This window comes from Chryseobacterium sp. LAM-KRS1 (assembly GCF_013184525.1).
Taxonomy (GTDB): domain Bacteria; phylum Bacteroidota; class Bacteroidia; order Flavobacteriales; family Weeksellaceae; genus Chryseobacterium; species Chryseobacterium proteolyticum.
In genome coordinates this window covers 661,880-674,811 of the sequence record NZ_JAAOIZ010000002.1, presented here as the reverse complement: position 1 = coordinate 674,811, position 12,932 = coordinate 661,880, and the positions used below count along the sequence as shown (strand labels likewise).

Here is a 12,932-nt window from a genome sequence, read left to right as displayed (position 1 = left end):
ACAACTCCCCCTGCTGGCGCGAGCGTCACGCTCGTGCCCTAATAAAGATTAACAATCTATCTATAAATCCGAGAAGGTACACTTTCTCGGATTTTTATTATTTAATACTAATGGGCCCTGAAAGTAGCTTTGTAACAGAATATACAAATGGAAATATGGTAGTGTAAGAAACTACTGTAATGATGACCAGAAAATTCTGGAAATAGATTTAAATTTGTGAGGTGAATGGCAACGGGCGTAACGCTCGCGCCAGCGGAGGGGGAAATAGTAATTTTAAAAATATGACACCAGAAGAATTAGTGAAAATCCTTAACAGAGATGTTATTAATGGAAACTTAAAAGTATATCAAAACTTGTTAGACACTACAAATGAAGCGACAGACCCTATATGGAAAGGAATTTTACCTATCTACATAAATTTATCTAAAGAAGAAAAAAAAAATTTTTTACAGTTTTTGAAGATAGTAGAAATTAATACTTTGTCACATGTTCTTGGAGTCTTAGACGGATCAACATTTGCTGAAGGAATTGAAGAGGAATTTATTTTGAGCACTGAAAATAGTGGTACAAAAATTAATGATGATTTACAGAGTTTATTCTTGGAATTAATAGAAGAATAAATTTATATTTTTATGATGGAAATATCAAGATTAATGGATCGTCATCCTGATATAGTAATGGAAATGTTTCCTAGAAAAGTAAAAAAGAGTTCATTCAATATATAATATAAAAAAATTAGATATGAACAATAAATTTGAATTTCCAGAAGACTATATTTCTTTTATGAAAAACTTAGAAGACAATGAAATTAATTCGGAAAGTGGTTACATCGAATTATTTCCATTAAAGAAATCAGAGGAAATTATTAAGGAATATGAAACAGAAGAATTGCTTGCTAATTTTGTAGCGATTGGAACTAATGGTGGAGGCGTAGGTATCTTTTTTAATAAAACTAATAATAATATTTATTCCATACCATTTGTTGGAATGGAAGAGAATGATGCTGTTTTGCTTGCCAATTCATTTTCTGAATTTCTTTATAAGTTTGAAAACAACGAATTGGAAATATATTAAATTATGTATAAAGTGATCGAGCCAGTAGTAGCAGGCGGGCTAGGAGAGAAAACACAAATGGATAATTCATTTTTTCCTCCTGTAGTTAAAAGTCTTCATTATGAGTTTGATGGTTGGTTGGGAGATGATATTCTTGAATCTTTCCCCTGTTATATTGTTACAAATGCTTTAAGAAGTGGAATAGAATCAGAAAATCTTACTGGAGTCATTTTTGACAATGTGACAATTTATAAATCTGAAACTTTTCTGGAACTTTATCCAGATAAAGATCTCCCGATTTTCTTTTGGCTTAAAATAACTGGAGAGGAAAATAAAGATGATTTTTTTATTACTAAAAAAAATGGTTTAGCAATATCAGAACGTGCTTATTTGTTATTGGAAAAATATGACATACAAGGAGCAGATATAGAAGATCTATAATAATTTAAAGGGGCAACATTTCCAATTTAATTTTGACAAGATTCTTAAAATAAATGAAAACAAAATACGACAACGAAATATTGGTAGAATTTGAAAATGAAATTCTAGAAGATGTAATAAAGGTCCATGAAAATATTGATGATTTTATTAATCAGTTAGAACAAAATTATCCTATGGGATTTAATGGGATTGATTGGGACAAGAGGAAACCACTATTTTTGATTAATTTTAGGTCAGAAGCTATACTATTAGAAAAAATAGATGATGAATTTTTGAAAATTTCTCAGGCTTTTCCTGAAATGTTGAATGAAAAAATAGTAGTTATTGGTGATAACTTGACTGAGTTAGGATATGAAATTAATTTTAAAGATTTTATAAGATTAAAAAAAATCTTTTTATCTATACCACAGCATTTATATTTATGGTTTCCGAAATTAAAAAAATGTATAAATATAACATTTGAAAATGAATTGATTTTTGGGTAGTGCTTAATGATATTACGACTTTCAAATAAATTACGTGATTTTATTTCATATCATGACTATATTTTTTCGGTTTTTTACCCATATGCTTCTCAAATACCCTTGAAAAGTGACTTAGATTTTCAAACCCCATTTGATAGCCTGTTTCTGATACCGACAGTTTTTCATCCCGCAAAAGCCGGGCAGCTTCTTTCATACGTAGGTGCTGATAGTAATCGTAAATGCCCATACCAAAGACCTGCTTGAATATCCGGCGGAGCTTAAGCTCGTTCATTGCGGCCATTTGTTTCAGTTCTGCAATGCTGGTTGGCTGGCTTAATGAGGAAACAATTTTGTCGCGTACGTGATAAATAGATTGTATTTCCTTCCGACTTAGTTTTTGATGGGTAGAATTTTCCCGCTTTCGTAAACTCTCAAATAAATAAAAAAGCAACTCCATAGCCTTGATTTTATAGTAATAGCTTCTCATTGTTGCCGGAGTTTCTTTTTTTACAATATCATTTACGGTGCGCAAAATATCATCGGTCATCAATTCTTCAATCAGAAAGCTGTTGGTATTATCGAAAAGAAACTGAAAATATTCGGATTCCTCTTTTAAAAAACTCTTCAAATACTCGGCACTGATGCTAATTGAAACATAGGTAGCCTGTGTATTTTCTATGAAATGAATTTTTTGTGGTATTGTAAATGGAAATATACGTACAAATGTGGCATCTGAAGGCGGTTTGATTGTACCGGACGTATTTTGATTATGATCTTCAAAGATGTTGTAAAATAAAAAACCAATACTGTCTTTAATCACGGATGTTGCAGTTTGTCGTGTAAAATTCTTTTTAGCGATCATTGAACCAAAGTGCATCGCCATATCTGGTAAAAAAATAAAAGCTTTAAAAAGTTTGACCTCGAAATGCTGTAGCTCATCTTTTGTCGTCAGTCCTACCTTGCTTGCATACTCAAGAATTCTGCTGTCTATATCTTTATGACCTTCGTCTTTCATATTTTTACGACTATTTTTAGTAGTTATTGAGGTATTTTAATCGTAAAGTTACTGGTAATTTTGATATAACAAATGTTATAGAACAATTAAATTCTTAAGTTATGAAAAAACAAGTTTTGATATCAGGTGCAAGTTTCGCCGGATTAACTTTGGCTTATTGGTTAAACAAATATGGTTATGAGGTAACTGTCGTAGAAATAGGTAAAGGTCTTCGGAAAGGAGGTTCACCTATCGATGTCCGGGGTAAAGCACTGGATGTGGTAAAAGAAATGGGAATATTACAAAAAATTAAAGACCGTGAGTTTATCCATACCGATGAAATCGTGGATGCTAAAGGCGACACATTGAGTCGTTTTTCAATAAATGCAATGGAAGAATATCTTGGTGATATTGAAATCCATCGCAGTGACCTGGTAGAACTTATTTTTGATATTGTACCTAAGAAGGAGGTAGAATTTATTTTCGGAAACAGCATAAAGACATTGATCCAACATGAAGATGGTATTGAGATATCCTTTGAAAAGGGGGAGAACAGAAGTTTTGATTTTGTATTTGGGGCAGATGGCACCCACTCAATAGTAAGAAAACTGGTGTTTGGTGCTGAAGAAAATTTCAAAAAGTTTTTCGGTGTTTACTTTGCTTTTACCAAAGCAGATCATATACAAACAGGCAGGTCAGGTAATACGGGAATCGTATATCGTGAGCTGGGTAAGCAGGCTGTAATATACCATTTCAAAGATGGAGCTAATGCAATACTGATGTTCAGAGCTCCGGAACTGGATTGGAATTACAGAAATACAGAACAACAAAAACAAATTCTGAAAGAATATTTTGGGAACAATACGAATTGGAAAATTCCTGAAATTTTAGATTCCATGCTTCATTCCGACGATTTATATTTTGATGAAGCGAACCAGATCCATATGCCGACCTGGATTAAAGGACGTGTAGCCCTGGTTGGTGATGCTGCGCACGCGCCAAGTTTTTTTACGGGAATGGGTACAAGTCTCGCATTGCAAGGCGCAACTTTGTTAGCAAAGGAGCTTGTTGCAAATGATGATTATAAAACTGCTTTTAAAAAATATAATGAAACCTTCAAACCTTTTGCGGAAAGCATTCAGTCTCGCATTAAATGGGGTTTAAAAGTTCAGTTACCTGAAACAGAAGAAGAATTACAGGCATCTTTCCTGGCGTTTAGTAATGATAATAAAAAATAACCCCTTATGAATTGATTCCAACACATATTGGGGTTAAGAATTTTGGGTATTTACAAGGATTTGGAATCAGTAGGCCTTGCGTGTACGTTTAATTTTTAAGTAATCTAAAAGTATCTGTTATACCTTCAATAAAGGCCTCTGGATTTTCCCATGGACCAAAGTGTCCACCCTTTTTAAATGCTTTAGCATAGATTGTGTTAAATTGTGATGCCATAGGACCGTTTTCGAAAATACCAACACGGTTTTCCTCAGTACCCAGAGGCGGGTAAGCGTCTCCTGTAAGGAAAGTAAATCCCGCTGGAGCTTCTACTATTGGAGTTCTATTATGTGATGGCTTCCAGGGATATCTGTTAGCATTCGAATAAACACGTATAGAAGAACCAATAGCCTGATTTACCCAGTAGATCATGGCAAATGTAATGATATCATCTTTCGAAAAAACATCTTCAAAATTTCCATTGATGTCGCTCCATTTTTTCCAACGTTGTAGTATCCATGCCAACATTCCAACAGGAGAGTCATTTAATCCATGTGTGATGGTCTGAGCATCAAGCATATGGACTGCAACATGGGAAGCATAGGTACGCTGGAACTTGATGATGCCTTCACGTAGCTCGGGAGAGGCTTCCTTAGGTATCATCTGTCCTTCTGTTAAGTCCCATGGTCTTTCGCTTTGGAAAATTGTTAATGGCATTTCCTGTCCCAAATGGATACCGATAAGCTCTTCTGCATATTTATGTCCCAATTGAGCGGTTACCAGCATTCCATAATCACTTCCTGAAGCAGCATATTTTTTATAACCCAAAGTTTCTGTCATCAGTTTATGCCAAAGTTCTGCCATCTTCGAAAAATTCATTTCTCCATCTTTTACAGGCGTAGAAAAACCAAACCCAGGAAGCGATGGGACAATCACATCAAATGACTGTTCAGGATCTCTACCGTAGGAAGCCGGATCGGTAAGCTGGCGAATGACTTTACTCCAATGCCAATAAGTCCAAGGCCAGCCATGAGACAGGATAATCGGTGTAGGATTTGGTCCTTTACCTTTTTCGTAAATAAAATGGATAGCCTGGCCATCAATTTCTATTTTATGCTGGTTAAAAGAATTTAGTTCCTTTTGTGCTGCTTCCCAGTCATAACTATTAATCCAATGATGAACAATATCTTTGAGGTATGCCGTACTGATGCCATAATAAGAATCTTCATTATTTAAATCCTCTGACCAACGTGTTGTTTTTAATCTGGTTTCCAGGTCTTTAAGGATTTCCCCGGATACATTAATTTCGAAAGGTTTTAAGTCTGTATTCATTTTTCTTTTTTTAATATGTGAAATCTAATTTTAATCTGGTTTGTATGAGTTTTTTTATAAACCATGTGTCTTTGATTTTAACAAAATCACCATGATAATGTCCAAAACCATGTAATGTTCTAAATACTGGTACATTGCTGTCTTTCAATAATATATTTTCTTCATTTTCCGGTCTTATGAGATGATCTTCCATAGAAAATACTGCATGGACCATTTCTTTAGATTCGATGTCTATTTCAAAAGAAAATAAATGATGAATTGCTGTCGCATTTCCCACACTTTCCGAAATCTTATTTTCTATTTCTCTTCTCCCTGCCATTTGGACGAGTGTTTCACCGTTAACATCTAATGGAGTAAATATTCCATTCTCCGTAAATAAATTTGCAAGTTCAGTGAAGTTTTTGCTGTCGGCATGACGGACATATTTTGCCATGACTGTTCTTATATCGTCTGTGATTGTTAATTTTTCTAAATGTGTTATATTCATTGTTTATATTTTATAATTCTCAGACAAATTTATAGTAAAAATGATATACTTTTGTTACCAGTATAATAAAGTATACCAGTTACATTGATTATATCACTGAACCTTTTGTTTAGAGAAAGAGATAAAAACAATTGATAATAGTATTATAAATCTCCAATTTTGTGTCAGAAGTAATTTCTTTTACCAATTTCATCTGTAATGTAAGTAAGTAATTCTACGAAATAGAATAAGGTATTGATAGCATAATGACAGGCATATACCAAAAATATAGGAAATAAATTGGTGAACAAAACCGTTTGTACTGTATTAGTTGTGCTGGTGTAATATGATCCCAAATCATGGTAGATCATTTGGAAAATAATTCGAGAAAATGATTATGCAAAAGGAAATAGATGGTATTTTAAATATAGCCAAGGGAATACTGAGTCCGATATTATAAAAATATTGGCAAGTTTTTCTGCTTTCTGGAATTTGTATTTGTGAAGAAGAAAAGAGTATAGTTCCTGTTACTGATCATAGGAGGAATTTCCGGCTTTAGCACATTGATCTAGGGATTGTTAGTCGTAATAACAAACATGATCAAAGGTTCATCGCCTGTGTTTTCGATGGAATGATAACCTATTGAACTGATGGCTGTAATATCACCTTTCTGAAGTGTTTTTTTACGCTCGGGTCCGTGAGTTCCTGTTCTTTCCCGGTATTCTCCTGTTCCATGAACAACGACATAAAGTTCTTCTTCATTTCTTGCATGGTGGCTATGATATCCGGATTCGTCTCCTTTGTTCAGCAAGACCATATAAGCAGCCAGGCGATTATTGGCTAGCTCTTTATCGCCGAACATTTGTAACATATAAACGGTTCCTTTTCCGCCATACATACCTTCACGTTTATCAACGCGGGTAATGGTTCTTTCATCTTTTTGGAATGCCATTACATACAGGTGGATATACTTTGAAACTTCTTGTATAACGTGGTCAAATTCTGCTCCTTCAGATAATATTACGGTATCGGCCATTGTGAGGTCATGATTAATGGATAAAATAGGATTTCAAGGTACCAAAAATTAAGCAGCATTGCAAGCAATTCAGTATGTATCATTATATGTTCCGGATTATAAAAAGAGATTCGTTAATATCAATAACGTTCTCAGCAAATAAGAAGTAAGCGGTATTCGCCATCATTTTCAATGGGAGCCCTGTGAACACAAGGAAGAACTTTTTGTTCCGGATGATCTACTGCCAGTCGCCAAAGATGCCCTGATCCAAGACTTACGGGTTCAGCATTAAGCTTTGGCTGATAGTGCAGGTCGAAGAAGTATTCTTTCAGGAAATCTTCAAATTCTGCTTCCGGACCGTCATGTAATTTTCTAAGCTTTTCCCTGATCTCGGGGATCAGAATTTTTTGCTCCACCTGGTCATTGGGTATAATTTCACTGGGAGCACCGTGATAAGTACACAAAAAAGTATCGGTACCAATGGGGGAACGGTCTACGTGATATGAATACACATCGGTTGAGATAAAATCCAGCTCCTCGTCCCGGTCATAATTTTTAAGCAGGTTGAGGGAAGGCAATGCCCCGAAGTCTTCCAATAAACGTAAATCATTGAGAATCGTTTCCCTCGCACTAATTCCTTTTTCTGAAAGTGGTAATGCCAAAAGATCGTCAGTGGAAACTTCCGTAATATGATCTTTTAAATGAAGCTTAGAGACAATTTCTTTAAAGTCTCCGATTAAATTCCTGTGCCAGCAGATTGCATTCATAGTTCCGTAAAAATCGGTATCGATGAGTTCTGAAAAGGAAGATACCACTTCAATTTGTTTGCTGCTGGAAAATATAGGATTCATATGATGGAATAAACTGTTAAGCCGTTTAATACTTTACAAAAGTAAGGAATTGAAGATAACTGTAAATTGATTTGTCTCCAACAGGGCTGGATATGAAAATTGAAAAGCAGGTTTTATACCTGCTTTTTATAATGTGATGGAAAAAACACTAGTCTTCCAAAACAGGTGCCTCTTCAATAAGTGCTTTTAAAGATTCAGGAAGAAAAGGCCTGCCACCGGTTGCAGGCACACAAGTTCCGGTAAAAGTTGCTTTTGTTGTTATCTTACCATTCAGGATAATGGATTGCTTGAAATGAATCTTAGGAGCATCACCTTTATCCCTGAACAGTTCACAGGTTACCGTAAAGGTATCTCCTTTTTTCAGAGACCTGAGAAAACTGATCGTGTATCCTGATAAAACCATATTAACCCCATTTTTTGCTTCATTTTCAAGGTTAAATCCCAAAACCTCATCAATATACTGGTGTCTGCAATATTCCATATAAAACGGATAATATAAACCGTCCATAATTCCCTGTACATCAATGTGCTCTTCTTTAGTCACATATTCTTTTGAATATTTCATAATGATAATTCTATATTTAATACATAAAGCTAATTATAATTGGCGCCAAATCAAAATTGAACGAAGAGATCTTAACCTACACAAAGAAAATTTAATAATATTTTAATGTATTATATTTCTCTATGTATTGATATATTGTGATTTATTTATACTTTTGTTTCCATTATTTCATCCCGATTGTACCCACTTTTTCTAAAATAGATGACAGATCGTTGAAGATTCCTTACCATTGGAATTCCGGTCACGTCATGATGGTAGCCAATAAACAGATCATTTTAATAATAAAAATAAAACATGAAAAAAGCAATTTTTATCCTGCTGGCATTAAGTACACTGGCTTGTGCTCCTGAAAATTCTGATGATTCACTGGTAAAATCGGGCAATGTTTTCCAAAGTTCCAACTTGTCCGTCACATCCAAAACCTCAAGGCCCCAGACCTGGGCTCAAAAAGTTTCAGGTTCTCCTTTTGATAATCTGTATAAAGTAAATAATGATGTGTATAGAAGTGAGCAGCCTGACAATGCGGGCTTTAATTTTCTTGAGCAAAAACATATTGCTTCGATCCTTAATCTGAGGGAAGGTCATACAGATCATGTGGGAGGAACTAACTATGCAGGTAACCTGTATAATGTTCCCATGAATGCTTCATCGGTATCAGATGTTGAGATCATTAAAGCTTTGCGGATAATAAAAACCGCCCCAAAACCTATTGATGTGCATTGTGCTCATGGTAGTGACAGAACCGGTGTTACGATGGCGATGTACCGTATTATTTTCCAGAACTGGAGTAAAGAGGATGCCACTGAAGAAATGACAGAAGGAGGCTACCATTTCCATTCCCAATATACCAATCTTATCGATTATATCAGGGATGTGGATGTTGATTACATCAAAGGACAGGTATTTAACTGATTCGTTTCTGATTTAAAACATAAAAAGTCAGTATTTCAATATACTGTAATCCTAACCTATAAATTAATCCAGGGAATCACTTCCCTGGATTTTTTATTTGTAAGTTACATTTTTACAATTTTAAGAAGTATTTTATAAATACATTCGTTGAAAGAGTTATTAAAACCCTACCAAAGGGCTAAATAAGAAGGATGATATTTAAAAAATATAGATATAATCACTGATTGCAAAAGCCGTTCTTGCATGATTGAATGGCATAACACTAAATCTTTTAATATGAAAAATGCAAAATTACTTAGCAGAACTAAATTGAAAAATGTAACAGGCGCAAAAAAAGCCGTTGGTGGTGGGATTTGTGATGACTGGTCCAATGATAGTTATGATGTTTGTTTTAATTGCTGTGTAGCTTGGGCCTCAAATCAACCCAGCTCACCATCTGATCCGGGAGGACTTGAAGAGTGCTCTACTTTATGTGCCCGAAATGGTGCCCCGTGGTAATTAAACAGAATCTAGATCAGCTTGATTAAAATTAGTATCTATCGGATCTTACACCGGAAAGGTGAAGTATAAAAGAGGATATCTCCAGAGATATCCTCTTTTATTATTTTTTACAAAACTGTTATATTATAGGCAAATCTTTTAAATTTGATAATCCTGCTCTCTCATAAACAGGACATAGCCTATGTAGTCATTACACCGGCGTAATTTTAATATAAAAACGATCCATGGAAAGAAGAGAATTTTTGAAACAGTGTTCAGTTGCTGCATCCGGCTTGGTTCTTGCGAATATACTACCATCCTACGCCAGTGCCATGTTGCGGGAAGAACATTTACGGTCAGGTAAATCACTGTTTGAAGTTTTCAGTAATCCGGAAAATTGGTACCGTCCATTTGTACGTTGGTGGTGGAATGGCAATAAAATTGAAAGATCAGAACTTGCCAGGGAGCTCAGGATTTTAAAGGATGCGGGAATAGGAGGGGTTGAGATCAATCCGATATCATTTCCTTCGCGTACGGATGACATGGGGAAGCAAAGTATTGATTGGCTAAGTGACGAATGGATAGACTTATTGAAATTTACGCTGGAAGAAGCTAAATCTCTGGAGATGACCTGTGATATATTGGTGGGTACGGGTTTTCCCATGGGTGGCGATTTTTTAGAAAAAGAAGAATGCTCACAAATAGTGGTGATCGCCGTAAAAAAATTAAAGGGTCCTCTTACCACAGAATTTTCTCTTTTTGATCTTTATAAAGAAGCCGATCCGGCGATTACCAGCCCATACAGCGGAAGGACGATGGAAATGCTGGACGTAAAACTTGTGCCGGATCCGCTCAATAGGATAGACGAAGTGATGGATCTTTCGGACCAGATTAAAAGCGGAATGATAAAAGTTTCAATACCCAAAGGTGATTATGCGGTTTATGGATTGGTGAAAATAGAACGCTTTATGCGGGTGATCCAGGGAGCCCCAGGTGGGATGGGACCTGTTCTGAATCATTATAATTCTGCTGCCGTGAAAAAATACCTCAACAGGATGAGTGATAGCATTCAGCGAAAAACAGGACCTCTTGCAGGCTATGTCCGCTCTTTCTTTGTGGATAGTCTGGAAATAGAGGGGGCCAACTGGAGTGAGGATATGATCACAGAGTTTAAAAGAAGGAGAGGATATGATATTTATCCTTATTTGCCCTTTGTATTATTTAAAATTGGAGCAATGGGAAATACCACGGGGCAGAATATCCAATATCCCGTAAAGACGGGCGAAGTGTTCAAAAAAATGACAGACCGTATGCGGTATGATTTTGAGCTTACCAAAGCAGAGCTTTTTGAAGAAAGGTTTGTTACTCCCTATGTAGACTGGTGCAAAGAGAATAAAATACAATCGAGAGCGCAGGCCTATGGAAGAGGCTATTTTCCATTGGAAGGAAGTTTTGAAATTGATATTCCAGAATGTGAAAACTGGCTGAAATACGGTATCGGAGAAGATATCAGTGAAGAGAAATTCACACAATATCCCTGGCATCTTGGCAGGGGAAACACGATGATCAATAAGTTGGTTTCTTCTGCAGCCCATCTGAAGAATAAAAAACTGATCAGTTCCGAAGAGCTTACCAATACTGACATGGTGTTCAATGAGTCTCTGGAAATTTTCAAAATAGCAGGGGATCAAAGTACGATATCGGGAGTTACACATCCCGTTTTTCATGGATTTAATTATTCTCCGCCGGAAGCAGCTTTTCCGGGTTGGATTACCTATGGTGGATATTTTAATGAAAAGAATACGATGTGGCCTTATTTTAAACATTACACAGATTATCGTGCTAGGTTATCGGCGGTATTGCAGCAGGCTAGCATGTTTGCCGACATTGGGCTGTTAGCTCCCTTTGCTGATCAGTGGTCGGAATACGGTGCTCAGATGGAACCTTTTCCGGTTATCGTATCGCCGGCATATCAGTCTTTGATCTGGGAATCCATTCATCAGAATGGTAACGCTTGTGATTATGTTTCCGAACGTGTGATCCAAGACTCGGAAGTAAAAAAAGGATTCCTTACGTATGGAAGCAGAAAATACCATACTCTTTTTTTAATTGAAGTGCGTAGTGTGGATACAGCCACAGCAAGCAAACTGTATGATTTTATAAGGGAGGGTGGAAGAGTCTTTTGCATTGAAACGGTTCCCGAAAGATCAACGGGTTGGAATAATTATGAAAAAAGAGATCAGGAAGTGAAGGAATGGGTGAGAAAGATGGAGGCTTATCCTGACCGTTTCATTGTATTGCATAAACCTACGGCTGACTTTTCAGGGTGGTATAAAACCGTACAGGAGAAATACAGCCTAAAGCCCTATATGAAAATCCGGAAACCTGAGTCCTTTATAACTCAAGTGCGTTATCAGGCAACAGATGCAGAGCTATTCTTACTGACCAATTCGAGCAGCAGGCATAGTGCTTCACTGGATATTCAATTTGATCAGGATATCATTAAGCGTAAACAGGCGTGGTTGTGGGATGCGACAACAGGCAGGAGAAATAAGCTGGCAGTAGAAGAGGGGCTTTTTCATATAAATTTAGGTCCTGCAGACTCAAAACTGATTGTTTTTGATCATCATAGAAAAGGAACCATGTGGAAAGCTCATCCGTTAACAGGAACTCAAGTAAAAGAACTGAGCACTGGATGGGATGTGGAGTTCAGGCATTATGACGGGACCGTCAACAAAGAAAAGCTGGATCGTCTTACTGATCTTAAGGAGCTGTCTTCTTACAGTCATTTTGCCGGAACTGTAGTTTACCGTACTACATTTCAACTTGGAGATCATGATACCAAGGATTTCCTGAATCTTGGAAGTGTATATGGAATCTGTGAAGTAAAGGTGAATGGAACAGAAGCCGGAACACAATGGTTTGGCCGAAGGGTGTATCCTCTCGATGGCTTGCTCCATATCGGTGAAAATGAAATCGAAATTAAGGTCATTACCGTTATGGTAAACTATATGAAAACGCTTAAAAATAATGAAGTGGCTCAGTACTGGACCAACCAGAAAAAGAAAGACCAGCCCCTGCAATCTTTGGGACTGACAGGACCTGTAACGATTTACTGAGACCTACGGGAACATAAGTCTGTTC

General features: G+C 36.3%; 14 protein-coding genes. 8 read left to right on the top strand and 6 right to left on the bottom strand.

The features are described from left to right. The first annotated feature begins 221 nt into the window (after positions 1-221). From G9C87_RS06895 to G9C87_RS06880, 4 genes are all read left to right on the top strand, one after another. Entirely contained in the window at positions 222-620 is a 399-nt protein-coding gene (locus tag G9C87_RS06895; protein ID WP_172279462.1) for a transposase, read from the top strand. Positions 621-717: 97 nt separating this feature from the next. Further along, a complete protein-coding gene (locus G9C87_RS06890) occupies positions 718-1,074 on the top strand; it encodes an SMI1/KNR4 family protein (protein ID WP_317168543.1) in 357 nt (118 codons plus the stop codon). Positions 1,075-1,077: 3 nt separating this feature from the next. Continuing rightward, complete coding sequence (locus G9C87_RS06885) at positions 1,078-1,494, top strand: hypothetical protein (RefSeq protein ID WP_194304233.1); 417 nt, start codon at positions 1,078-1,080, stop codon at positions 1,492-1,494. A gap of 53 nt (positions 1,495-1,547) precedes the next feature. After that, positions 1,548-1,979, top strand: coding sequence for a hypothetical protein (locus tag G9C87_RS06880; protein ID WP_172279458.1), 432 nt, complete (start codon positions 1,548-1,550; stop codon positions 1,977-1,979). A gap of 40 nt (positions 1,980-2,019) precedes the next feature. Here G9C87_RS06880 and G9C87_RS06875 read toward each other — a convergent pair whose 3' ends face one another. Next, positions 2,020-2,973 (bottom strand): AraC family transcriptional regulator, encoded by a 954-nt coding sequence (locus tag G9C87_RS06875; RefSeq protein ID WP_172279456.1) that lies wholly within the window; start codon positions 2,971-2,973, stop codon positions 2,020-2,022. 101 nt (positions 2,974-3,074) lie between these two features. Here G9C87_RS06875 and G9C87_RS06870 point away from each other — a divergent pair, with 101 nt between their 5' ends. After that, positions 3,075-4,190 (top strand): FAD-dependent monooxygenase, encoded by a 1,116-nt coding sequence (locus tag G9C87_RS06870; RefSeq protein WP_172279454.1) that lies wholly within the window; start codon positions 3,075-3,077, stop codon positions 4,188-4,190. Positions 4,191-4,278: 88 nt separating this feature from the next. Here G9C87_RS06870 and G9C87_RS06865 read toward each other — a convergent pair whose 3' ends face one another. From G9C87_RS06865 to G9C87_RS06845, 5 genes are all read right to left on the bottom strand, one after another. After that, a complete protein-coding gene (locus G9C87_RS06865) occupies positions 4,279-5,499 on the bottom strand; it encodes an epoxide hydrolase family protein (RefSeq protein ID WP_172279452.1) in 1,221 nt (406 codons plus the stop codon). 10 nt (positions 5,500-5,509) lie between these two features. After that, positions 5,510-5,986 carry a nuclear transport factor 2 family protein gene (locus G9C87_RS06860; protein WP_172279450.1) on the bottom strand — a complete coding sequence of 159 codons (477 nt, stop codon included), beginning with the start codon at positions 5,984-5,986 and terminating at the stop codon, positions 5,510-5,512. 547 nt (positions 5,987-6,533) lie between these two features. Beyond that, complete coding sequence (locus G9C87_RS06855; protein ID WP_172279448.1) at positions 6,534-7,001, bottom strand: cupin domain-containing protein; 468 nt, start codon at positions 6,999-7,001, stop codon at positions 6,534-6,536. A gap of 131 nt (positions 7,002-7,132) precedes the next feature. After that, entirely contained in the window at positions 7,133-7,831 is a 699-nt protein-coding gene (locus G9C87_RS06850; protein WP_172279446.1) for a DUF1826 domain-containing protein, read from the bottom strand. Between the two features lie 148 nt (positions 7,832-7,979). After that, complete coding sequence (locus tag G9C87_RS06845; RefSeq protein WP_172279444.1) at positions 7,980-8,396, bottom strand: acyl-CoA thioesterase; 417 nt, start codon at positions 8,394-8,396, stop codon at positions 7,980-7,982. A gap of 294 nt (positions 8,397-8,690) precedes the next feature. Between G9C87_RS06845 and G9C87_RS06840 the strand changes: the two genes are divergently transcribed. From G9C87_RS06840 to G9C87_RS06830, 3 genes are all read left to right on the top strand, one after another. After that, positions 8,691-9,308 carry a tyrosine-protein phosphatase gene (locus G9C87_RS06840; protein ID WP_172279442.1) on the top strand — a complete coding sequence of 206 codons (618 nt, stop codon included), beginning with the start codon at positions 8,691-8,693 and terminating at the stop codon, positions 9,306-9,308. A gap of 243 nt (positions 9,309-9,551) precedes the next feature. Then, entirely contained in the window at positions 9,552-9,806 is a 255-nt protein-coding gene (locus G9C87_RS06835) for a hypothetical protein (RefSeq protein WP_172279440.1), read from the top strand. 227 nt (positions 9,807-10,033) lie between these two features. Beyond that, a complete protein-coding gene (locus G9C87_RS06830) occupies positions 10,034-12,907 on the top strand; it encodes a glycosyl hydrolase (RefSeq protein ID WP_172279438.1) in 2,874 nt (957 codons plus the stop codon). Positions 12,908-12,932 lie beyond the last annotated feature (25 nt).